We start from the raw sequence: 23,979 nt of genomic DNA, 5'->3' as shown, positions 1-23,979 counted from the left end.
AACATTGTCCGTGAAGATGGATTAAACCGCTCTTTGCGGACTAATAAGTGCCATTTATGTGATCGCCTAACTAGGTCAGCGGGAGGGCGCCAACATTGATACCGAGCCGTGAAAGTGTTGTTAATTCGAATGCACTTCTCGAATTTACAACACGGACGGTCACGGGGACTCGGAATTTCACGAGGCTCTGTGACGAGGTGAAAGACCGTGAACTTCGGGCTTGAACCGGTCCCACGGCGAGCGTGTCAATGTTGGCAACCGCAAGCGGCATTTTCACCACGCCCACAACCTCCTCTGAGGTTAAATCAATTACATCACATCAATAGAATCATCGTTTTTATAATGCCGTTTCAACCAGTAATAAAGTGGAATTCCTAGTCCAATAATAACCAGTGACGTTGCCGCCCCGACAAAATCGAAGAACAGTTCACTGATAACCACAAAACTAGTTCCGATGATGGCAATAATTGGAACTACTGGATACCCCGGCGTGCTGAACCCAGCCGGTTTGCCACCATTGCGATGACGCAAGATAAAGACACCAACAAACGCAGCAATATAAAAACTGTACATCGCAAAAATACAGAGCTCAGATAGTCGATCAGTATCAACAGTCAGGATCATTAAACTAGTCAATGCCAGTAAAATCGTTGTTGCAACGACCGGCGTTTGTGTGTGACGGTTCAGGCTACTAATTTGTTTGGCAAACGGCAAATGGCGTTTAGCGGCCATCGCATAATAAATCCGTGGAAAGGACATCATTTTACCATTCAACGCACCAATAATTGAGATCATTATCCCAATATTAACGAGTCGTCCACCGAATGCCCCAAACGCATTTAAGGCAAAGTAGGCCGTCGCGTTCTGGCCGAGTTCATTAATTTTAGCTGCACTTAAAGACCGAAAAATACCAAATATTACCCCGAGGTATAACACAATAACAATGGTAATTCCCAAAATGATGGCTAACGGTAACAACTTTTCGGGCCGTTTGATTTCGCCACCTAGATTAGTCACCAGAATCCAGCCATCATAGGCAAAGATGGTACCTAACACAGCAACGCCAAAGTTACCAACACTCTGGTGAATACTCGTTACCGTCTCACCGAAGCCAGCCTCACGACCAAAGAAGAGCCCGAAAATTACGATTGCCGCAATCGGCAACAGCTTACAAATGGTTGTCACAATCGCAAAGGCGGCACCATAGCGATTTTCCAACATATTCAACATCGCGATCAGAATAATGGTGCCAATCGCAATTGGTGCCTTCCAAACCGACCCGAGACCAAAGAAGTTAGTGACCAACAAGCCTAAATACCCAGCGATCGAGCCGACAATTGCCGGTGCATAAACGATAACCTGCATCCAGCCTGACATGAAGCCCCAGAATTCACCATAAATATGGGTCATATATTGGTAAAGACCCCCAGTATGCGGAATTTGAGAACCAATTTCAGATAACGTCAGCCCGTCGGCTAGGGTAATTAGTCCCCCTAGCAGCCAAGCCAACATTGCTAAGTTGGTAGAACCAGTCATTTGTAAAACAGATGCTTGCTTAAAAAATATCCCGGAACCAATGACTGTACCGATTACAATCGCTAGTGCAGACCACAGTCCTAGAGAACGTTTCAATTCAACGTGACTCTCTTGCATTGCCTAAACTCACTTTCCTGAATCATCTTTAACAAAATCTTTTGCATGATTGTGTTTAATTTCATAGTAATAAACTGGAATACCAACGACAACCATTCCCAAAGAGAATAAAACGCCCGTGAAATCCGAGAAAACTTCACTGATGAGTACAAACAGCGAACCACCAATCGCTACAATCGGGGTTAACGGAAACAGTGGCATCGAAAATGGCCGTTCCTTATGCTGACGACGCAATTTAAATGATCCCAAAAACGCCATGACGTAGAAACAATAAACCGTAAAAATACATAGTTCTGATAGCCGATCTGCGTTTGCAAATAACACCATCAACGCGGCAATTAATAACACTGCAATGGTCGAAAAGATTGGCGTCCTTGTTTTAGGGCTTAAATAGCCCAGCACACGGCTAAATGGCAACTCCCGATCACGTGCCATCGCGTACATAATGCGTGGGAAAGTCATGATTTTGCCGTTGATACAACCAATAATCGAAATAATGACACCGATACTCAACAGCTTACCGCCAATTGCGCCAAAGTCTTTTGTAGCAAGAAACGGAATTGCCCCCGTTCCCAGTCGATGAATCGTTGACGCCGGCAAACTTGCAAAAACACCGTAGGCTACCAATAAATAAATAACCATAACGATACTAATCCCACCGATAATTGCGCGGGGCAATAATTTTTGCGGTTCTTTTATTTCATCGCCCAAATTAGCAACCAGAATCCATCCGTCAAACGCAAATAACGTCGCCAAAATGGCAACACCAAAGTTGCTGCCATGCTGAGTAGCGGTCGACACACTGTTGCCCAGCGCATTGCCATCACCGAAGAATAATCCGAACACAATGATTGCAACGATTGGCAACAATTTACAAATCGTCGTTATAATTGCAAACATTGCACCATATCGATTAGAAAATAAATTAAGTCCACCAACTGCTACTAGTGTACCAAGCGAGACGGCCAATCCCCACCCACCTGACAGGTGAAAAAAGTCAGTCATTAAAATACCTAAGTATGCCGCAAGCGCCGCAATAATCGCTGGGCCATAAATAATGATTTGCATCCAACCAGATAGAAAGCCCCACAGACGGCCATACATTCGTTCCATATAAACATACAAACCGCCAGTATGTGGCATTTGGGAGGCAATTTCAGCAATGGTCAGCCCGGCTGTTAATGTCAGAACCCCACCTGCTAGCCACGCAAACAATGCACCCGTGGTAGAGCCAGCGTCATCAAGTACTGCCGCTTGTCTCACGAATACGCCGGCGCCGATAATAGTTCCGATCACTAAGGACAGAGCTGACCAAATACCTAAGGAACGATTCAGTTCTACCACTGGTGTTTTTTGTTTCATGTCGTCACATTCTTTCTCGCACTCATATTTATTAGATAAGTTTGTGCTAGTTTACCAAATTTTAATCTTGTAGGCCAACCTTAAGCAGAACTTCAATCTCAAAACGGTCGTGTTAAAACAAAAAAAGGCTGATCAAAACGCCTACAGATTAGGATTTGATCAGCCATATTATTAAATTATTAAAAATTGTAGCGTTGTTATTTTGCCTGTTCAGCAACCTCTTCAGTGCGTTTGGTATCTCGTTCCAATACTGGTTTCAGGTACTGACCAGTGTAGCTTTCCTTAACTTCAGCAAGCTCTTCCGGTGTCCCAGTCGCAATGATTTGGCCACCACCGGCACCGCCTTCTGGGCCAAGGTCAATTAAATGATCGGCAGTTTTAATCACATCCAAATTATGTTCAATGATCAAAACCGTGTTGCCATGATCAACCAGTCGCTGCAAGACAACCATCAACCGTTTGATGTCATCAGAATGCAACCCTGTTGTTGGTTCATCCAAGATGTAGAAATTACGCCCATTGGCCTTCTTGTGTAGTTCAGAAGCTAACTTCATCCGCTGAGCTTCACCACCTGAAAGCGTGGTTGCTGACTGACCCAAATGAACATATCCCAGACCGACATCAACAATTGTTTGTAGCTTACGCGTGATCTTAGGAATCGCAGCGAAAAAGTCCAAGGCTTCGGAAACCGTCATGTTCAGAACGTCTGAAATATTCTTACCCTTGTACGTCACTTCAAGAGTTTCTGAATTGTAACGGGAACCATGACAAACTTCACAAGGCACATAGACATCTGGCAGAAAGTTCATCTCAATCTTTAAGATTCCGTCACCATGACAGGCCTCACAGCGACCACCTTTAGTGTTGAATGAGAACCGGCCCTTTTGATATCCACGTAATTTAGCTTCATTCGTTTGAGCAAACAAATCACGAATGTCATCAAACACACCCGTATAAGTAGCGGGGTTTGAACGCGGTGTCCGTCCGATCGGTGACTGATCGATATCCACAATCTTTTCAATGTTGTTCACGCCGGCAATACTCTTGTACTTACCAGGTTTGGCGGAATTGTGATTGAGCTTTTGAGCCAGTACCTTTTCAAGAATACTGTTAACCAATGTGGATTTACCGGATCCTGACACACCAGTCACGACTGTTAACTCACCTAGTGGGAAACGTACATCAACATTCTGTAAATTGTTTTCTGCGGCCCCCTTTAATACGATGGCCTTACCATTCCCCTTACGTCGCTTAAGCGGCACCGGAATGAAGTCTTTCCCAGCTAAATACCGACCAGTTAATGACTTAGTACTGCGCTCAACCTGTTTAGGCGTTCCAGCGGCCATAACCTGGCCACCATTTTCACCAGCACCAGGGCCAATATCAATTAAGTAATCGGCCGCCCGCATTGTATCTTCGTCATGTTCAACCACAATCAGGGTATTACCCAAATCTCGCATCTTCTTAAGTGAACTGATCAAACGATCGTTATCACGTTGATGCAACCCAATGGAGGGTTCGTCAAGAATATACAGTACACCCGACAGATTCGAACCGATTTGGGTAGCTAAACGAATTCGTTGTGCCTCACCACCAGACAAAGTTCTGGCGGATCGACTCAGTGTAAGATAACCCACGCCGACACTCGTCAAAAATGATAACCGATCGCGAATTTCCTTAACGATTGGTTCCGCAATCACTTTGTTTTGTTCACCCAAAGTTAAGCCCCGGAAGAATGGCAACTCATCATCAATCGCCATTTCAGAAACTTCACCAATATGCCTCCCGTTAATTTTAACGGATAGTGCCTGGCGATTTAGCCGATACCCGTGACAGGTCTGACATGTCAGTTCAGTCATATACTGACGCATTTGATCACGTGTAAAGTCAGAATTAGTTTCCTTGTAGCGACGTGACACATTGTTCATGACACCTTCAAAATCGGCATCGACATCACGAACACCACCAAAGTCATTTTCATAGTGAAAATGGAACTTTTTGCTTGATCCATGAAGGACCATATCGCGTTGCTTCTTAGGTAACTTGTTAAATGGTGTATCCATATCAATCTTGTTTTGTTTAGCAAACTGTTCCAGCATGCTTGGATAATACATGGAACTAATCGGATTCCATGGTTCCAAAGCGCCCTCACGAAGTGTCTTACTGGGGTCTGGAACGACAAGATCTTCATCAACTTCCAGTTTGACTCCTAATCCTTCACAATCGGGGCAAGCGCCAAGTGGTGCATTAAACGAAAACAGCCGTGGTTCCAATTCGCCGACCGTAAACCCACAAATGGGACATGAATAATGTTCTGAGAACTGCATCGGTTCACCATCAATGATGTCGGCAGTCGCATACCCATCACTCAAACGAAGGGCAGCTTCAAATGAGTCAAACAAACGACTCCGACTATCACCGTCTGGATGTACAATTACCCGGTCAATGACAATATTGATACTGTGATATTTGTTTTTATCTAGTTCAGGTACCTCATCGATATCATAAGTTTCGCCATCTACTTGAACACGCACAAATCCTTCACGTTTAATCTTGGCAAAGATTTTCGCATGTTGCCCTTTCTTTCGACGCACAATCGGTGACAATACTTGAAGTCGCGTCCGTTCAGGCAGTGCCAGAACCTCATCAACCATCTGCTCAACAGATTGGCTGGTAATAACTGTGCCGTCGTTTGGACAAATTGGTGTTCCAACCCGTGCCCATAGTAACCGCAAATAATCATTGATTTCCGTAACAGTCCCAACAGTCGACCGCGGATTTTTACTGGTTGTCTTCTGATCAATAGAAATCGCCGGGCTCAGACCGTCAATTGAGTCCACATCCGGTTTATCCATCTGTCCAAGAAATTGACGCGCATATGCGGACAAACTTTCGACATAACGTCGCTGTCCCTCCGCATATAACGTATCAAACGCAAGCGAGCTTTTTCCTGAACCAGATAACCCCGTAATGACTACTAGTTTGTCACGTGGAATCGTGACATCAATATTCTTTAAATTATGGGCACGTGCCCCATGTATTACAATTTTGTCGTTATTTGCCATTGGTTACCTTTGCCACCCTTTACTGTTTGGCTTTTAATTCCATGATTGTATCACGCAACGTTGCTGCTTCTTCGAAGTCCAATTTCTTGGCGGCTTCTTGCATTTGCTTGTTCAAACCAGCCAACATTGCGTTCTGATCGGATTTTGACAGATTATCAAAGTCTTCCTCATTAAGTGTTGATTCTTTCTGACCATCACCAGTCGGCGCTGTTACCGTGATGTTATCACGAATTGGCTTAACGATAGTTGTCGGCGTAATGTGATGTTCTTCGTTATATTTTTCCTGAATCTCACGGCGACGTTTGGTCTCATCGATGGCCGCCTGCATAGAACCTGTAATGGTATCCGCATACATAATAACTGCCCCGTGTGAATTACGGGCAGCACGACCAATCGTTTGAATCAATGACCGTTCATTTCTTAGGAATCCTTCTTTATCAGCATCCAAGATTGCAACTAAGGACACCTCAGGCACATCAATTCCTTCACGGAGAAGGTTGATGCCGACCAACACGTCAAATTTGCCCAAACGTAAATCACGGATAATTTGCGTTCGTTCCAAAGTTTTAATGTCACTGTGTAGGTAACGAACCCGGATACCCAGATCTTTCAGGTAATCCGTCAAATCTTCCGCCATTTTCTTGGTCATCGTCGTGACAAACGTCCGCTCATGGGCCTCAATCCGCTTATTGATCTGACCAACGAGATCATCAATTTGACCCATAATTGGTCGAACTTCAATCGTTGGATCGAGTAAACCCGTCGGCCGAATAATCTGTTGAACCACTGTGTCCGTTTGTTCATGCTCGTAGTCACCAGGTGTTGCGGACATGTAAACGACTTGGTTAATGTGCTTTTCAAACTCGTTAATTTTTAGTGGCCGATTATCCAGTGCACTTGGTAAACGGAAGCCATAATCAACCAGCATCTGCTTTCTAGAACGGTCACCTTTATACATACCACGCACTTGTGGCATCGTAACGTGACTTTCATCCACAACTAGTAAAAAGTCTTTCGGGAAGAAGTCTAGAAGCGTAAATGGCGGTTCACCGGGTTTCCGGCCATCCATATGACGGGAATAGTTTTCAATCCCACTCGTATAGCCCATTTCACGCATCATTTCCATGTCGTAAGTTGTCCGTTGCTGTAAACGTTGTGCTTCCAGCAACTTGCCTTGATCCTTCAACACCTTTAGCCGATCTTCCAACTCGTCACCGATCGTCGTAATGGCATGATCCATGATGGCGTCATTAGTCATGAAATGCGTGGCTGGGAAAATTGTGACGTGATCACGATCACCAACTACCTCACCAGTCAGCGCATCGACCTCTCGCATCCGATCAATTTCATCACCGAAAAACTCGATTCGTAGCGCATGTTGATCTTCAGATGCTGGGAACACTTCAACAACATCCCCGTGCACTCGAAAACGGCCACGTTGGAAATCAATATCATTACGCTCAAACTGAATGTCAACCAACTTGCGCATGAAATCATTACGTTCGATTGTCTGACCGACCCGCAAGGAAATGACATGGTCTTTATACTGGTGTGGATCACCTAAACCAAAGATTGATGACACCGAAGCCACGACAATCGTATCATTCCGTTCCAAAAGCGAACTAGTAGCCGCATTACGCAATTTATCAATTTCATCATTGATTGATGAATCTTTTTCAATGTACGTATCAGATGAGGGAACATAGGCTTCCGGTTGGTAATAATCATAGTAGGAAACAAAATATTCAACGGCATTGTTAGGGAAAAACTCCTTAAACTCACCATAGAGCTGTCCTGCCAATGTTTTGTTGTGTGATAGAACCAGTGTCGGTTTGTTAACGTTGGCAATCACATTACTGATTGTGAATGTTTTACCGGTTCCCGTAGCACCCATCAAAATCTGCGCTTTTTTACCGTCTTCAATCCCATCTGTCAACGCTTTGATGGCCTCCGGTTGATCACCAGTTGGCTTATACTTTGAGACTAAATCAAACTTTCGATCTGCTTGACGTTCAATCATGCCAGACGTTACCTCCCCTAGTTCATTTACATGGTCTAATTATTGTGATGGTAAGTGATAAACCATCATCAACACGATTTAAAAAACAGGTTCATGACTGCACTGGTCGGCTCGATTCGCTTGGGTAATTCATTGCGACCATATTGCTGTTCTGAACCCGTCAACTTAGCGTAACTATTCTAGCATACCGAACATACTTTCGCACGAGATATGCACACTTTCGGTTAAAAATATGCATTCACTCACTACAAAAAACGTGTGCACGGTAACGGAATCTCTCATCCCGTCAATCGTGCACACGTTCTTTTTATTCATTGTCGAAATTTGTATCAAGCAAAAACTAATCAGCAACAAAAGCATTGATGTCGTCAGCAAACTTCTTTAATTTGGCGTTTGCTTCATCCAAAGTGGTACCGTTTGTACCGATATAGAACTTGATCTTTGGTTCAGTTCCTGAAGGACGAACAGCAATCCATGTACCATCCGTTAACCAGTACTTCAACACTTCAGCATGTGGCAGGTCCAGTTGTTCAACATGACCATCTGTAAAGGTCTTTGTACCCTTAGCAATGTCATCAACAGCAGTCACATCGTAACCAGCGAAGCTCTTTGGAGCAGCCTGACGGAACTTCTGAATGATTGCTTCGATCTTCTTTGGCCCTTCAATACCTTCAAAGGTTTGTTGAATCGTTTGTTCACGGAAGTAACCATATTGCTTGTACAAGCCTTCCAAGCCATCGTATAACGTCTTTCCTTGTTTACGATAGTACGCAGCAATTTCAGCCAGCAACGTTAAGGCTTGAATAGCATCCTTATCACGAACAAATGGCTTAATCAGATACCCGTAGCTCTCTTCAAAACCAAACATAAACGTGTGACTGTTTGTATCCTGGAAGTTTTGGATCTGTTCAGCGATAAACTTGAAACCAGTCAGCACATTGATCATGCCAACGTGGTAGCTTTCGGCAATCTTGGTGGCAAACTCAGTTGAGACGATAGACTTAACAGCCACCGCATTAGCAGGCAATGTTCCGGCATTTTTGTTTGCTTCCAAAATATAATGCAGCATCAATGCGGCGATTTGGTTACCAGTCAATAATTGGTAGTCACCATTTGGCAAACGCACTGCGGTTCCCAAACGATCAGCATCTGGATCTGTTGCAATCAACACGTCCGCATTCTTTTCTTTACCCAATTTAATTGCTAAATCGAAAGCTTCAGAAAATTCTGGGTTAGGGAACTTAACCGTTGGAAAATCACCGTCTGGTTCAGCTTGTTCTGGTACCGTGATGAAGTTTTTAAAACCAGCATTGCGTAATGCACGTTCACCAGGCATTCGTCCAGTACCGTGAAGTGGCGTGAAGACAAAGGTCATGTCCTTACCTTCTTCAGCGGCCAAATCGTGATCCACTGTGACAGTAGCGACGTTATCCAAGTACGCCTTATCCACGTCTTCACCGATAATCGTTTCCAACCCGTTAGCCTTTAATTCAGCTTCATCGGCAGTTTGGATAGCAAATAGATCAGTGACCTTACGAATGTAACTCGTAATTAAATCAGAATCCTTCGGTGGCATTTGCGCACCATCTTCACCGTAAATCTTGTAACCGTTGAACTGCTTTGGGTTATGACTTGCGGTAATCATGATGCCGGCAAACGTCTTTAAATGACGAACCGTAAAGGACAATTCTGGTGTTGGCCGTAAACCTTCGAACACAAAACTCTTGATGCCATGTTGGCCTAAAACCTTCGCGGCCTCGTGGGCAAACTCAGTTGAATGATGACGAGAATCAAAACTAATGGCAACACCACGTTGTTTCACGTCATCGCCCAAAGTATCCATATATGTAGCTAAACCTTCTGTGGCCTGGCGCACCGTATAGATGTTCATCCGGTTGATCCCAGGTCCCATGACACCACGCATCCCCGCAGTACCAAAACTCATTGGTTGATAGAAAGCATCTTCCAATGCCTCATCATTACCCTTTAACGCTGCTAATTCTTTCTTCAAACCCGTTTCCAGGTTTTCTTGATTATCCCAAACCTGGTAAGTATCTTTCCAATCCACAGTTGCATCTCCATTCATCTAGACCAAAGTCACAAATATACGTTAAGTATACCGCATTCATATTGTTTGCGTCGCCCGTTCATCGGGCTTTATCAATCAAAATAAATAAAAAAAGCGTGCCTCACACAAAAAATTGCAATTTTGCAACCTTCTGTATGCAGCACGCTCCGATTATTCACTTAAAATCAAATATTTAATTAACCGCAGCCTTAGCCTTTAAATCCTCCAAATATTGGAAAACCTGTTGGCCAGCAATACCGCCGTCACCGACAGCAGTGGTAATCTGGCGTAAGTCCTTTTCGCGAACATCACCAATAGCAAATACACCAGGGACACTGGTCCGCATCTTGTCATCAGTTGGAATCCAACCAACTTCGTTTGTAACGCCAAGACCAGCGAATGGTTCTGTCATCGGCACATTACCGACATAAATGAAGACACCATCGGCAGCCATTGTGCTGGTTTCACCGGTTTGGTTGTTCTTTAATTCAACACCAGTGACTTTCATGTCGTCGCCAACAATTTTAGTTACTTCTGTGTTCCAAACAAAGTCCATCTTCTCGTTAGCAAACGCGCGATCCTGAGCCACTTTCTGGGCACGTAACTGATCGCGACGATGAACAACAGTCACCTTATCGGCCAATTGAGTCAGGTAAATACCCTCTTCAATGGCACTATCCCCACCGCCAACAACAACGACGTGTTTATTGCGGAAGAAAGCACCATCACATACAGCACAGTAGGAAACACCACGGCCTGAAAATTCAGTTTCCCCCGGCACACCAAGCTTGCGATACTGAGAACCTGTCCCAATAACAACCGCCTTAGCAGTGTATTCATCAGTGTCTGTAGTCACAGTTTTAGTATCGCCATTGTCGACAATCTTTTCCACAGCACCATAACCATACTCAGCACCAAACTGCGTGGCACCTTCATACATGGCGCTAGCTAAATCAGGTCCTTGAATAGATTTAAAACCCGGATAGTTTTCAATTGCGGCAGTATTGTTCATTTGACCGCCATAAATTCCACGATCCAATAGCAACACTGACAAGTTTGCCCGTGAAGCATACAGTGCTGCAGTCATCCCACCGGGGCCAGCACCGATCACAATCACATCATAGTTTGTTGCCATATCGACTTTCCTCCTACTGCCTAACATTTTTCAATGCTCACAGTCTACTATCTTTTCGTAAGTAATACAAGCTTTTTGCTTATACCCCCTGAGGTAAAAACGTGCTGACCCGATTAATCCGGCGTCAGCACGTTTCTGCATTCATTATTTTGTATTAGCTTTAATTTCGTCAGCCAATTGAAGCACGTAGTCGCGAAGTTCGTCCTTCACGTCCGGGTGACGCAAACCAAATTCAATGTTTGTCTTGATCAAACCAAACTTGTAACCAACATCATAACGGTCACCTTTAAATTCGTGAGCGTAAACATGTTGCTTCTTGTTCAGCAGGTCAATGGCATCTGTTAATTGAAGTTCATCGCCTTTGCCATAAGGTGTTTGTTCCAAAGCTTCAAAAATTTCAGGTGTCAATAAGTAACGACCAATGATGGCCAAGTCAGAAGGAGCGTCTTCAGGTTTAGGCTTTTCAACAAAGCTCTTAACCTGATACAAACCATCAGAAACTTCCTTGGCTGGGTTGATCACACCATACTTGTTCGTTTCTTCATGAGGAACACGCATAACGGCAAGGGTTGAATCACCTGTTTCTTCATAACGGTTAATCAGTTGCTTCGTTAAAGTAACTTTGTCTTCCATCAAGTCATCACCAAGTAAAACAACAAATGGTTCATCACCGATAAAGTCTTTTGCAGTTAATACAGCGTCACCTAAACCACGCATGTGGCTTTGGCGGATGAAGTAAAGGTTGCTGTCGTTACTTGATTGGACGGCATGCAACATAGCGTCCTTACCCTTACTTGCCAAATCAGCTTCCAATTCAGGTGCTGAATCAAAGTGGTCTTCAATAGAACGTTTGCCACGTCCTGTTACGACACAGATTTCCTCGATGCCGGCTTTGTGGGCTTCTTCAACAATAAATTGAATCGTTGGTTTATCAACGATCGGCAACATTTCTTTGGCGATTGCCTTAGTTTCTGGTAAAAAACGCGTGCCATAACCCGCTGCAGGGATAATGGCCTTTCTAACTTTTTGCATAACAACAAATTCCTTTCGTTTTTCCCACGATAACGTGGTCTACTTTACCCCAGCCACAACCAACTTGTTAGCCAATTTCAGCGCGACCTTCACGTTGCATCAATCCGGTAATGACTGAGCGAACTTCGGCCCCGTTGTACAGGACGTCATAAATGGCGTCAGTGATTGGCATATCAACATGGCGTTTAATGGCTAGTTCGTGCGCCGCCTTTGTGGTAGCCACACCTTCAATTACCATACCCATGGTATCAATGACTTCTTGTAACGATTTGCCTTGACCCAGTTCATTTCCCGCACGCCAATTGCGTGAATTTGAACTCGTCGCCGTTACAATTAAATCACCAACACCAGAAAGGCCGATAAACGTTAACGGATTAGCACCAAACGATTGACCTAATCGACTTATTTCAGCTAAGCCACGGGTCATTAATGCAGCCTTCGCATTATCGCCATATCCCAGTCCATGTAAAGCACCGGCACCAATAGCAATAATGTTCTTTAAGGCGGCACCAAATTCAGCACCAATCACATCCGTATTAGTATAAACCCTAAAATATGAGTTCATAAAGAGTTTTTGTACTTTTCTCGCCGCATCCTCATTTAATGATGCGGCTGTTATCAACGTAATATCCTTTTTCGCAACATCTTCGGCATGGCTAGGACCGGACAGTACAACAACCGCGTCTCGGTTGGCAGATGGAATCTCTTCCGTTAACATTTCTGAGACCCGTTTATATGTTTCTTGTTCCAATCCCTTGATTGCGTGCACAATCGTTACTTTTTGATGATTAGCAATTAATAATTTAGCAGCCTGAGCGCTGACCTCACGAATTGCCTTCGTTGGTACAACAAACAAGACAACCGACGCGTCCTTGATCGCTTCAGCCATATCATCAGTTACCACCAGGTTATGTTGGTATTCAAAGCCTGGCATATAGGCCTGGTTTGTGTGGTGTTGATTCATTTCTTCCACCTGGCTGGCTTTATGGGACCACAGAGCAACTGTTTGACCATTTTCCGTCAATAAGTTTGCCAGCACACTGCCCCAAGATCCAGCGCCCAGCACTGCAATTTTTGTTGTCATTAGTTTCTCCTCAATTTATTGCGAACGTGAGTTATTTCTTTGTAACCGTCATTCCTGATAAATAAGATGGTACATTATGCTGTCGACGCCGAATAATCAACCACACCCAGGCACCAATAAACAAAACAACGGACAACCATTGTGACACTCGCGCCGGGCCTAACATCAAGCTATCGGTTCGCATGCCTTCCACGAAAAAACGACCAAACGCATACCATGCTACATAAATAAAGAACACCTCGCCACGCAAATACAGCCCCTTAATATGACGCGTGGCTAACAAAAAGACAAAACCAGCGATGTCCCATACGGATTCATACAAAAATGTCGGCGTACGATAAACGCCACCAATGTCCATCTGCGTAATGATAAACTGTGGCAAATGCAAGGCCTGTAAATGTGCCAATGTGGTTATTTTACCAAAAGCCTCTTGGTTCATAAAGTTCCCCCATCGACCAATCCCTTGCGCCATAATCACGGTCGGTGCTAACACGTCCAGAAACAGAAATGTCGGAATTTTACGCCAGCGGGTAAATAGAATAACCACAATAATGGCACCAATGAGTGAACCATAGATCGCGATCCCACCATCCCAGATGGCAATAATCTGATCTAAATGATGTTGATAATAGGACCATTGAAAGACCACATAATAGATACGCGCAGAAATCAGCGCAACTGGTAGTGCCCAGAGTAAAAAGTCATATAGATCATCAGGATTAATCTGACGTCTGCGGGCTTCACGAATGGACAACCATAACGCAATGAAAACGCCGGTGGTAATAATGACGCCATACCAATGAACCTCAATGGGTCCTAAATGCAGTGCGATTGGGTTCAACGCCCCAACAAGTGAAGTAAACGCCATTCTTTAATCCTTACCCTTAGTGGCCGATGCACTATCATCGGTCGTCTTTGCTTCATTTGCTGCCTCAGCAGCTTCATCACGTTTAGAGTTTTCCTGAATCAAACTATTTAAATTATCGTCGAATGTCTTTGTCGCATCATACCCCATGGATCGAGCACGGAAGTTCATCGCGGCAGATTCAATAATGATAGCTAAGTTACGACCTGTCTTAACGGGAATTGAAATCATCGGTACTTGAACGTCGAAAATTTGGCGCTCATCATCGGCGTTGCCCAGACGATCAAATTGGGCATCAGGGGTCCAGTTTTGCAAGTGGACAATCAGCTGAATCTTGGCTTGACTTCTGACTGCACCGGCACCAAACAGATTCATGACATCGATAATACCAATCCCACGAATTTCCATTAGGTGATTTAAAATCTTTGGTGCCTCACCAACCAATGTTTGTTCATCCTGTTGATAAACATCCACCCGATCATCAGCAATCAGTCGGTGTCCACGACGAATAAGTTCCAGGGCTGTTTCAGATTTACCAACACCTGAGTCACCAGTAATAAGAACCCCAAGTCCATAAATATCAACTAACACACCGTGAATCGATTGCCGCTTGGCCAATACGCCGCTTAAGTAAATCGACATATTTGAAAGAATTCGCGATGACGTTTGTTTGGACCCCAACACAGGAATATGTTGTTCCGTTGCCGCCTGAATCAACTCTGCCGGCGGTTCAATTCCGGTTGACACAACAAAACAAGGCGTTTGGGGATCTGCCATTTTCCGCATAATCATGAGTAGCTCCTCATGACTCATCTTTTTAGAAAATGATGTTTCTGTGATCCCCAGTAACTGAATGCGTTCCGGTGGATAATAGTTAAAATAACCGGTCATTTCCAGACCCGGACGAGAAATGTCCGGTGTCGTAATGCGGCGATGGTCCAGATACTCTTCACCATAATAAACGGTTAACCTGGTATTCTTTACCAGCTCCCGTATCGTTACACTATCTGCCACGAATACTCCTCCTTAAATATGTCTCTACGTTGTTGCTCGAACCTTCCCGAGCTTCGGCATCACTCTTTACTAAAGTACCCAGAAATAACAGCGTTACAGATGGACATAATAATCGCTGCCAACATTGCCATGCCGAAGTTGGCAATATGGAAATTCTGCGCGCCAACGAAGAAACTTGTCAGTTCCAACATCAGTGCATTTATGACAATTGAAAACAGCCCTAATGTTAAAAACGTTATTGGTAATGATAATACCACCAAGATCGGCTTAATGGCTGCATTCAAAATTGCCAACACCAAACTGGCAACCAAGGCGTACCATACGCTGGAAACCGCAAAACTATTACGGAAAAATCCAGCAATCGCCATAAATAATAGTGCATCGACAATAATCCGTTGCCAAAACTTCATATTTACTGTTTATCCCCTTTATTTTCATGCACGTCACGTTCTTCGGCATGGATTTGTTTTCGCGCTCGTGATCGAGAGGATTGTGAGGCACTCTGACCACTAAATAAGTCACCAAACAAGTTGAAAAATGATGCATCCCTCTGCTGACGGTCATTTGGTAAAAACCACAGTAAAACACCGTACAGAACCACCGCCAACAACGATATCAACCAGTGAGGCGGAATCGCAATAGCCAAAATAATATATGCTATTCGCAAAATTGTTGGATTAATGTGCAAGTACTCACCAATACCACCGAATACGCCACCAATCCAACGGTCCGTTGCTGACTTTGTCAATTTTCGTTTGCTCAAGCAGGTTTACCTCGCTTTCTGTTGTGTTAACTGAATGTCCTAATTTTATCGCAAACGACGTACCGTGACCAATTTTTCAAAAGCCTTTAATAAACACTAAAACAGCTTCCCCCTCATTATCGTTTCTTCACGTTCTTTAAAACACGCGAATTCACTCAAAAGTGACAAGCTGCCCTTAATCAATTCATTAATGGTTCAACTATTTATTTTCTGTTCCAGAATCGATATTTCGTGGATTTAATTCAACAATTTTACCCGTCTGAAGATAAACGATCCATTCACAAATATTGGTCACGTAATCGCCAATCCGCTTTAAGAACTGTGCTACAGATAAGTAGTCTGTACTGCCAATTACGACCTCGGGATCTTGCCGCATCTGATCGATGCTTTCCATATAAATTAACTGATAATAGTCCGCAGCCTGTGCATCCACTGCAGCAATCTTGCGGGCACGACCATCATCATCTTTGACGTAAGCGTCTAGTACATCTGCGACCATCTGTTGAACAATGGCGCCCATCTCTGAAATATGTTGTTCTGTCGAGGCCACCCGCTTGTTCCCTTTGACTCGAATCGTTGAGTGGGCGATACTGCGTGCGTAGTCTCCCATTCGTTCCAAATCAGAAACAGCCTTCAAAATTGTCACGATTTCCCTTAAGTCGGTTGTCACCGGCTGGTACAAAGCAATCATTTCAAATGACTTCTTTTCCAGTGCAACTTCACGATCATTGATTAGATGATCATCGTCAATCACTGATTGAGCAAGCGTTCGGTCATGATTGACAAACGAAGTCACGGCCTTTCCAATCGCCTCAGAAACAAGCATGCCCATTTCTGTAAAACTAGTATCCAAATCATTCAGTTCATCATCAAACAACCGTCGCATAATGCCAGCTCCTTTTCAATGTTTGCTACAGCGGTTTCGGTTAGCCGAAACGACCGGAAATATAATCTTGTGTTTGCTGTTTCTGAGGATCCATAAACATTTTCTTAGTATCACTTACTTCAATCAGCTCACCTTGAAGAAAAAATGCAGTACGGTCTGCGATTCTGGAGGCCTGCTGAAGATTATGTGTCACCGTAATCACGGTGTAATCATACCGTAATTGCAACAGAGTTTCTTCAATCACGTGACTAGAAACTGGGTCAAGAGCACTGGTCGGCTCATCTAGCAATAAAACCTCTGGTGAAACAGCCAGGACTCTTGCGATACAAACACGTTGCTGTTGTCCACCGGATAATGCCAATGCATTTTTATGCAAATCATCCTTCACTTCATCCCAAATGGCTGCCTGACGTAAACTACGTTCGACCGCTTCATCAAGGACTTGTTTATCACGCACGCCTGCCAATCGCAAGCCATAAATCACATTCTCATAAATGGAAAACGGAAATGGATTAGGCTGTTGAAAAACCATGCCGACCTCCTTGCGAAGAGCCACGATATCTGTATCCGGTGCATAAACATTTTGATTTTTAAACATCACGTTACCCGTAATGGTTACGTCATCAATCAAATCGTTCATTCGATTTAAACAACGCAGAAAAGTTGATTTACCACATCCTGAGGGGCCAATCAGCGCGGTAATTCCTTTTTCTTGGAAATCGAGGTTGATTCCTTTTAACGCTTCCTTTTTCCCGTAGAACAAATGTAAGTTATCCGTCGACATTATCGGTAGTGCCATTACACTGAGCCTCCCCCACTTTAACCAAAGTTACCTGAAATATAGTCATTTGTAATTGCGACTTTGGGACGGGTAAAAATTTTGCGGGCTTCGTCGTATTCAAGCACCTTACCGAGGTGAAAGAAAGCGGTATAGTCGCTAATTCGAGCGGCCTGCTGCATATTGTGTGTCACAATAATGATGGTATATTTTTCTTTGAGTTGTAACAACGTATCCTCAATCTGTGAGGTAGCAACGGGATCTAATGCACTTGCTGGTTCATCCAGCAACAGAATGTCTGGCTCCATCGCGATTGCGCGCGCAATACATAATCGTTGTTGCTGCCCACCTGATAAAGCAAGCGCGCTTTGGTGAAGTTCATCTTTGACTTGATCCCACATAGCAGCTTGACGTAACGATGTTTCTACAATTTCATCAAGACGCTGCTTGTTCCTGACACCGCGTTGTTTCAAAGCAAAGGTAATATTATCGTAAATGGATTTGGCAAACGGATTTGGTCGTTGAAACACCATGCCGATGTGGCGACGCATTTCATAAACGTCAATTTGATTACTATTAATGTCCAAATCACGATAACGAATTTCGCCCTCTACTTTTGCGATACCGTCATTCATACGGTTAAGCGAGCGTAAAAAAGTGGATTTGCCAGACCCGGACGCACCAATAAGGGCAGTGATTTTGTACCGTTCGAATTGCAGATCACCCTCTGTTAAAGCCTCATTATCGCCATAAAAAACATGCAAATCATGGGTGGATAACGCAATTTCGTGCGTGGTTTCATCAAAATGATAAATATTACGTAATGGCGCATCTACTGGTGTCGTGCTTTTTTCACTCATACTCATGACTCCCTTCCTGCATGGCTTAGTTGGTGGCGGACGTTAATCGATGGTACAAGCGACGACCGAGCCAGCGTGCCAAGAAGTTAAATAACAGTACTGCCAGAACCAGAACAGCAGAGGACCCAGCGGAGACAGCACTTGCATCCGGCATAATGCCTTCCGAATTAATTTTCCAAATGTGGACTGCTAGCGTTTCAGCTGGACGCATCGGATTTAACGGACTCGAAATATTGAACGGATTCCAGTCGCCAAAGTTTAGTGCTGGTGCCGATTGCCCTGATGTGTAAATTAAAGCCGCCGCTTCACCGAATACACGGCCAGCACTGAGAATAACACCAGTCAGGATGCTGGGAACTGCCGCGGGCAAAATAACGTGGGTAACCGTCTCCCAACGTGACAGGCCCAGTGCCAATCCAGCTTCCCGTTGAAGATTAGGAATGGCAGCTAACGAACCTTCAATGCTTCGGGTCAGCAACGGAAGGTTGAAAAACGTCAACGCCAAGGCGCCTGATAAAATTGAAAAACCCATTTTCATGTGAACAACGAAGAGTAAGAACCCAAACAGACCAACTACTACTGATGGTAAAGAACTTAGAATTTCAATAGCGGTTCGAATGATTGTTGTCAGCCAATTTTGTTTAGCATACTCGTTGAGGTAAATGCCGGCCCCAAGTGCGATTGGAAACGAAATTAGCATAGCCAAAAGCAATAAATAGAATGAATTAAACAATTGAATGCCAATCCCTCCACCAGCCGTAAAGGCTTTAGCTGGTGTCGTCAAAAATTGCCACGTCAGTTTGGGAAAACCTGAAATCAGAATATAACCAAGTAGAAAAGCCAGAATTAAGATGACCGAACCCGCAATGGCGTAAAACACTGCCGTTGCAATTTTATCTGCCGTTTTTGCATTCATTAGCGGAGTTCCCCTTTCCGTCCAATAATCCGAATGATGACGTTAAAGAACAAAGACATAATCAATAGAACTAGTGCTAATGACCACAAAGCGTTGTTTTGCAAACTTCCCATAACCGTATTGCCGATTCCCTCCGTCAGCACGGAAGTCAACGTGGAGGATGGGGAAACTAAGTTATGCGGCAGCAATGTCGCGTTACCGACTACCATCTGAACAGCAAGGGCCTCACCAAACGCCCGGGCCATCCCAAAAACAATCGCTGTTAAAATACCAGGTGTAGCTGCACGGAGAACTACCTTATGAATTGTTTGCCAGCGAGTAGCGCCTAGTGCTAAAGAAGCTTCCCTGTAGTAGCGCGGCACCGACTTGAGTGTATCAGCCGTCATCGAGGTAACAGTAGGCAGAATCATTACGAATAGAACAAAAGTGCCAGACAGAATTCCAAAGCCACTACCACCGAACACGTGGCGAACAAATGGGACAACAACCGATAACCCAATAAACCCGTAAACAACTGACGGGATTCCCACCAGCAGTTCGGTAACAGGTTGCAAAATCTTGGCACCGTTGCGCGGCGCAATTTCGTTCATAAACACGGCCGTTCCAATCGCAAATGGTGTCGCTACTAGCGCCGATAACAACGTAATTAAAAACGACCCGACAATCATTGGTAATGCGCCGACTTCAGGCTTTCCATTAGCGCCTTTGACAGACGGGTCCCACGTTCTACCGCTTAAAAAATCCCATACACTAATATGGTTTTGAAAGAATGTTGCTAATCCCTTAGCGGCCACAAACCAAAAGATGGCAATCACGACCACCAAAATTAAAATTAAAGCTAGGAAACTGATAAAGCGACCTCGTCGTTCACTGCGTGTCGCCTGCGATGTTTGTTGCAACTTCTCTTTTATCTTATCCATGCCGTTTGCTCTCCTTCATTCCAAACTAACGAACCACCGTAACCCGACCCTTTACATCTCGTTCTACATGCATTTGAGAAATACTGATATAACCTAGCTGTCGTACTAATGTTGACTGAATTTTTGGTGATTCAATGTAGTTTAAAAATGATTTTGCGACGCCTTTAGGACGACCATTCGTATACATATGCTCATATGACCAAACTTGCCACTTGTTAGACGTGACGTTTTGATTTGTCGGCGCCACACCGTTAATTGCCACCTTTTGAACTGTTTTATTAGCGTAGGAAAACGCGACATAACTAATGGCCCCAGGTGTCGTACTGACAATGGATCTCACCATACCAGATGAATCCTGCTCTTGTGCTGTCTTCACGCGATGACCGCGTAACGCCCATTTTTCAAACGTTGCCCGTGTACCAGAACCCTGGGCTCGATTCACAATTGTAATTGGAACGTTTTTGCCACCAAGTTCTCGCCAGTTTGTATACGTACCATCGAAAACTTTTTGTAATTGAGCTGTTGTTAGCGTTTTTAGTCCAACTTTCTTATTGATAATCGGAACAATTCCAACAACGGCAACCCGATGGTCGACTAAATTATGTGAATGAATGCCTGACTGTTCTTCGGCGAAAACATCTGAGTTACCAATTGCAACAGCTCCCTCCTGGATTTGGCTCAATCCGGTTCCTGAACCACCACCTTGGACATTAATAAAAACACCGAGATGATCACCACTAAATTGTTCACCAGCTGCTTCAACCAGTGGTTGCAAAGCAGTGGATCCCACTGTTGTAATTGAACCGCCTGCGGAAGAACGGTTACGTGTTTGGTAACTCAGTCCCAATAGTCCGCCAATGGCAATCAAGAACAAGGCCACACCTGCAATGCGTCGTTTGTTCATGTTGTTCCTCCTAAAATGCCGAACTTCGGCATCACTCTTTTAAACGTGCACCTGTTGCCCAGAAGCCTGCGCATAACCCGTAAGTCGGTTCATTCGGAAAACCCACCGAATGCCACGCCTTCCATGTTATTGCTCAACTTCTCCCAGGGCTTCGGCATCACTCTTTTAAAACGTGCACCTGTCGCCCAGAAGCCTGCGCATAACCCGTAAGTCGGTTCATTCGGAAAACCCACCGAATGCCACGCCTTCCATGTTATTGCTCAACTTCTCCCAGGGCTTCGGCATCACTCTTTTAAACGTGCACCCAACTTCTGAATCACGCTTTTGCATATACCCAGTGTATCGAATTGATGTAAAGGACTCTTGGTCAGCATGTAAAGGTTGTGTAAAGACGTTTACAAAAACAGCGTTTGCCCCAGCACCAGTCTTTTTCAATGACTGTATGCTAGCGCAAACGCTGTTTTCAAATGATTATTTAATGTTAGTTATTTAGGAAAACTAATTGTCATAGTCGTTCCGACATCCAGCTGACTCTTAACGCTCACTTCACCTTTTAATAGAGTCGTCAGCTCCTGGACAATCGCCAATCCCAGACCAGTACCTGGAATACGTTGTTTTGTCCGGGATGGATCACCCCGGTAAAAGCGTTCAAAAATTCGGTTTTGCTGATCTTCCGCAATACCATAACCCGAGTCCTGAATACTGAGCTGCCACCCATGCTGAGAGGTTGCGGTAAACATAATGTGAATATCACCACCAGAACGATTATATTTAACTGCATTAGAAATCAAATTCTTAATGATTTGTTCTAACTTGGTAACGTCAGTCTCCACCATTGCTTTTTCCGGAACCTGATTAGTGACCCTTAAGGCACTTCGCTGAATAGACTGAGCCTGTAATGTTAGTTGTCGATCAACTAGCTTACGCAAATCAACTTTAGTTAGCGTGGCTGTTTGGCTCACAGGATTTTGCAAACGTGATACAGACAAAACATCTTCGATTAGGTCCATCAATTGATGGGCTTGTTCATCAATGATTTTAAGAAACTCATCCCGCTTTTCCGGATCATCTTTAGCTCCCGCCAACAACGTTTCCGTAAAACCGGCAATGGCTGTTAACGGCGTTTTTAACTCATGTGACGCATTGGAAACAAAGTCTAACTGCATCTGCTCGATTTGAGTAACTTCCGTAAGGTCGTACAGCAAAACGAGCACTTGCTGATGGTTTGGCCGCGGTTCCGTATAGATGGTTGAAACTTCAAGTGTTCTAGGTGATGTCGGCAAGTGTAACGTCAATGTTTGCCTTATATTATTGTGATCACGCATCGTCGTTTCAATTTGAGTCATTAAGTCATACTGCCGCACATCTGCCGTATACAAATGTGCTTGCGGGTCTGTATTGATTTCTAACAACTGCGCTGCCATTGGATTCAATAATTGTGTCATCCGGTGACGGTCGATCACAATGACGCCCACTGGTAGATACTCAAGTAAATTATCAAGCTCATTTTCCTGGCGTTGAAAAACGTGACTCTGATGGCGTAATTCGTCAGCGGCCATGTTTATTGCCTGGGCCAAATCAGCATAAGCATGGTTGTCCGGTAAAATAATCCGTCGTGCATCCTTTGGGGAACTCAACCGTAAGACCTGCGTTGTTAAATCACTGACCACGCGCTGCTGATTAGCAATTAACCATGCAATAATCAATGTTTCCAAAGCCATCGCAGCAAAAACAGTGACCACGACAACCATTTTTAAACGTGATTCTGATACGTGACCAATAACGCTAATCAGCAAAAACAGTAGTCCTAAATTGACGACACCTGCAATAAATATTAAACGTCTGCCTAAAGTTCTCATACGCTATTCACCAAATTGATAGCCGAAGCCACGAACGGTTTTTAAATACTGTGGATGTTTGGGATCGGGTTCAATCTTTTCCCGTAGATGACTAACATGCATGTCAACCATGCGACTATCACCTGCATAGTTGAATCCCCAAACACCATTCAATAACGTGTCACGATCCAGCACTCTACCCTGGCGTTCAGCAAAATAATCTAACAGTTCAAATTCCTTGGGCGTCAATGCAATCGGTTTATCATCCCGTTTGACCTGCAAACGGTCTTCATCAATAGTTAACGAGCCAACTTGAACCAGTCGATCAGGTTCTTTCTGAGTGACCGCTGTTCGCTCACTACGGCGGGTAACCGCCTTAATACGCGCCAACACTTCGCGTGGTGAAAATGGCTTGGTAATATAATCATCCGCACCAATTTCGAGGCCAAACACCCGGTCAAATTCTTCACCCTTGGCCGTGACAATAATAATCGGTGTTTGAATACCATCTCGACGAACCTGTTTTGTCACTTCAATACCATCTAATTCTGGCAACATTAAATCTAGTAGCACACAAAAGTAACCACCTTCGCGAATCTTTGCTAAGGCTTTAGGACCATCTGTGGCAATCTCGACCGCATATCCTGCTTGTTCGAGATTGTACTGTAGCAACGTTACAATACTCGGTTCATCATCGACCACCAGAACTCGTTTCATGGCTGTTTCCTCTCCAAATTTTCAATGTCTGCGTCAAATGTCAGGTGCAGTATATCATATTAAACTTTGAAGTCGTCTCACAAACACGACGTTTGACAG

20 protein-coding genes are annotated in these 23,979 nt (G+C 44.2%); all 20 read right to left on the bottom strand.

The features are described from left to right. Window positions 1–309: 309 nt before the first annotated feature. A complete protein-coding gene (locus G400_RS0103890; protein ID WP_017262171.1) occupies window positions 310–1,653 on the bottom strand; it encodes an APC family permease in 1,344 nt (447 codons plus the stop codon). Between the two features lie 9 nt (window positions 1,654–1,662). Continuing rightward, window positions 1,663–3,015: an APC family permease gene (locus tag G400_RS0103885; RefSeq protein ID WP_017262170.1), complete on the bottom strand. Its 1,353-nt coding sequence runs from the start codon at window positions 3,013–3,015 to the stop codon at window positions 1,663–1,665. Window positions 3,016–3,212: 197 nt separating this feature from the next. Continuing rightward, the gene (uvrA, locus tag G400_RS0103880) at window positions 3,213–6,080 is read right to left on the bottom strand and encodes an excinuclease ABC subunit UvrA (protein WP_017262169.1); all 2,868 of its coding nucleotides are present in this window, start codon (window positions 6,078–6,080) and stop codon (window positions 3,213–3,215) included. Window positions 6,081–6,099: 19 nt separating this feature from the next. Then, complete coding sequence (gene uvrB / locus G400_RS0103875; protein WP_017262168.1) at window positions 6,100–8,100, bottom strand: excinuclease ABC subunit UvrB; 2,001 nt, start codon at window positions 8,098–8,100, stop codon at window positions 6,100–6,102. Window positions 8,101–8,440: 340 nt separating this feature from the next. Further along, window positions 8,441–10,168, bottom strand: coding sequence for a phospho-sugar mutase (locus G400_RS0103870; RefSeq protein ID WP_017262167.1), 1,728 nt, complete (start codon window positions 10,166–10,168; stop codon window positions 8,441–8,443). Window positions 10,169–10,361: 193 nt separating this feature from the next. Continuing rightward, entirely contained in the window at window positions 10,362–11,303 is a 942-nt protein-coding gene (gene trxB, locus G400_RS0103865) for a thioredoxin-disulfide reductase (protein WP_017262166.1), read from the bottom strand. Window positions 11,304–11,447: 144 nt separating this feature from the next. Next, on the bottom strand, window positions 11,448–12,335 hold the full coding sequence (gene galU / locus G400_RS0103860) for a UTP--glucose-1-phosphate uridylyltransferase GalU (RefSeq protein ID WP_017262165.1): 888 nt from the start codon (window positions 12,333–12,335) through the stop codon (window positions 11,448–11,450). Window positions 12,336–12,402: 67 nt separating this feature from the next. After that, window positions 12,403–13,419: an NAD(P)H-dependent glycerol-3-phosphate dehydrogenase gene (locus G400_RS0103855; RefSeq protein ID WP_017262164.1), complete on the bottom strand. Its 1,017-nt coding sequence runs from the start codon at window positions 13,417–13,419 to the stop codon at window positions 12,403–12,405. Between the two features lie 31 nt (window positions 13,420–13,450). Further along, entirely contained in the window at window positions 13,451–14,287 is an 837-nt protein-coding gene (lgt, locus tag G400_RS0103850) for a prolipoprotein diacylglyceryl transferase (protein ID WP_017262163.1), read from the bottom strand. Between the two features lie 3 nt (window positions 14,288–14,290). Further along, a complete protein-coding gene (gene hprK, locus G400_RS14395) occupies window positions 14,291–15,298 on the bottom strand; it encodes an HPr(Ser) kinase/phosphatase (protein WP_017262162.1) in 1,008 nt (335 codons plus the stop codon). Window positions 15,299–15,357: 59 nt separating this feature from the next. Then, window positions 15,358–15,708, bottom strand: coding sequence for a phage holin family protein (locus G400_RS0103840; protein ID WP_017262161.1), 351 nt, complete (start codon window positions 15,706–15,708; stop codon window positions 15,358–15,360). 2 nt (window positions 15,709–15,710) lie between these two features. Beyond that, window positions 15,711–16,061 (bottom strand): PspC domain-containing protein, encoded by a 351-nt coding sequence (locus G400_RS15645; protein WP_017262160.1) that lies wholly within the window; start codon window positions 16,059–16,061, stop codon window positions 15,711–15,713. A 199-nt stretch (window positions 16,062–16,260) separates the two neighbouring features. After that, on the bottom strand, window positions 16,261–16,947 hold the full coding sequence (gene phoU / locus G400_RS0103830; RefSeq protein ID WP_017262159.1) for a phosphate signaling complex protein PhoU: 687 nt from the start codon (window positions 16,945–16,947) through the stop codon (window positions 16,261–16,263). A 40-nt stretch (window positions 16,948–16,987) separates the two neighbouring features. Next, window positions 16,988–17,746, bottom strand: a complete 759-nt coding sequence (pstB, locus tag G400_RS0103825; RefSeq protein WP_017262158.1) for a phosphate ABC transporter ATP-binding protein PstB — start codon at window positions 17,744–17,746, stop codon at window positions 16,988–16,990. Window positions 17,747–17,766: 20 nt separating this feature from the next. Further along, entirely contained in the window at window positions 17,767–18,585 is an 819-nt protein-coding gene (gene pstB, locus G400_RS0103820) for a phosphate ABC transporter ATP-binding protein PstB (RefSeq protein ID WP_017262157.1), read from the bottom strand. Window positions 18,586–18,610: 25 nt separating this feature from the next. Further along, the gene (pstA, locus tag G400_RS0103815) at window positions 18,611–19,501 is read right to left on the bottom strand and encodes a phosphate ABC transporter permease PstA (RefSeq protein ID WP_017262156.1); all 891 of its coding nucleotides are present in this window, start codon (window positions 19,499–19,501) and stop codon (window positions 18,611–18,613) included. Further along, window positions 19,501–20,421 (bottom strand): phosphate ABC transporter permease subunit PstC, encoded by a 921-nt coding sequence (gene pstC / locus G400_RS0103810; protein WP_017262155.1) that lies wholly within the window; start codon window positions 20,419–20,421, stop codon window positions 19,501–19,503. The genes pstA and pstC overlap by 1 nt, the downstream gene beginning before the upstream one ends. 25 nt (window positions 20,422–20,446) lie before the next feature. Further along, window positions 20,447–21,325 carry a phosphate ABC transporter substrate-binding protein PstS family protein gene (locus G400_RS0103805; protein ID WP_017262154.1) on the bottom strand — a complete coding sequence of 293 codons (879 nt, stop codon included), beginning with the start codon at window positions 21,323–21,325 and terminating at the stop codon, window positions 20,447–20,449. A 485-nt stretch (window positions 21,326–21,810) separates the two neighbouring features. Then, on the bottom strand, window positions 21,811–23,184 hold the full coding sequence (locus G400_RS0103800; protein ID WP_017262153.1) for a sensor histidine kinase: 1,374 nt from the start codon (window positions 23,182–23,184) through the stop codon (window positions 21,811–21,813). Window positions 23,185–23,187: 3 nt separating this feature from the next. Continuing rightward, a complete protein-coding gene (locus G400_RS0103795) occupies window positions 23,188–23,880 on the bottom strand; it encodes a response regulator transcription factor (protein WP_017262152.1) in 693 nt (230 codons plus the stop codon). Window positions 23,881–23,979 lie beyond the last annotated feature (99 nt).

This window comes from Furfurilactobacillus rossiae DSM 15814 (genome assembly GCF_000428925.1).
Lineage (GTDB): Bacteria > Bacillota > Bacilli > Lactobacillales > Lactobacillaceae > Furfurilactobacillus > Furfurilactobacillus rossiae.
This window is presented reverse-complemented; position numbering and strand designations above follow the sequence as displayed.

Coding starts and splice junctions, on each gene's coding strand:
- G400_RS0103890 (WP_017262171.1), bottom strand. CDS start 1,653: ATGCAAGAGAGTCACGTTGAATTGAAACGTTCTCTAGGACTGTGGTCT.
- G400_RS0103885 (WP_017262170.1), bottom strand. CDS start 3,015: ATGAAACAAAAAACACCAGTGGTAGAACTGAATCGTTCCTTAGGTATT.
- uvrA (WP_017262169.1), bottom strand. CDS start 6,080: ATGGCAAATAACGACAAAATTGTAATACATGGGGCACGTGCCCATAAT.
- uvrB (WP_017262168.1), bottom strand. CDS start 8,100: ATGATTGAACGTCAAGCAGATCGAAAGTTTGATTTAGTCTCAAAGTAT.
- trxB (WP_017262166.1), bottom strand. CDS start 11,303: ATGGCAACAAACTATGATGTGATTGTGATCGGTGCTGGCCCCGGTGGG.
- galU (WP_017262165.1), bottom strand. CDS start 12,335: ATGCAAAAAGTTAGAAAGGCCATTATCCCTGCAGCGGGTTATGGCACG.
- G400_RS0103855 (WP_017262164.1), bottom strand. CDS start 13,419: ATGACAACAAAAATTGCAGTGCTGGGCGCTGGATCTTGGGGCAGTGTG.
- lgt (WP_017262163.1), bottom strand. CDS start 14,287: ATGGCGTTTACTTCACTTGTTGGGGCGTTGAACCCAATCGCACTGCAT.
- G400_RS0103840 (WP_017262161.1), bottom strand. CDS start 15,708: ATGAAGTTTTGGCAACGGATTATTGTCGATGCACTATTATTTATGGCG.
- phoU (WP_017262159.1), bottom strand. CDS start 16,947: ATGCGACGGTTGTTTGATGATGAACTGAATGATTTGGATACTAGTTTT.
- pstB (WP_017262158.1), bottom strand. CDS start 17,746: ATGGCACTACCGATAATGTCGACGGATAACTTACATTTGTTCTACGGG.
- pstB (WP_017262157.1), bottom strand. CDS start 18,585: ATGAGTGAAAAAAGCACGACACCAGTAGATGCGCCATTACGTAATATT.
- pstA (WP_017262156.1), bottom strand. CDS start 19,501: ATGAATGCAAAAACGGCAGATAAAATTGCAACGGCAGTGTTTTACGCC.
- pstC (WP_017262155.1), bottom strand. CDS start 20,421: ATGGATAAGATAAAAGAGAAGTTGCAACAAACATCGCAGGCGACACGC.
- G400_RS0103805 (WP_017262154.1), bottom strand. CDS start 21,325: ATGAACAAACGACGCATTGCAGGTGTGGCCTTGTTCTTGATTGCCATT.
- G400_RS0103800 (WP_017262153.1), bottom strand. CDS start 23,184: ATGAGAACTTTAGGCAGACGTTTAATATTTATTGCAGGTGTCGTCAAT.
- G400_RS0103795 (WP_017262152.1), bottom strand. CDS start 23,880: ATGAAACGAGTTCTGGTGGTCGATGATGAACCGAGTATTGTAACGTTG.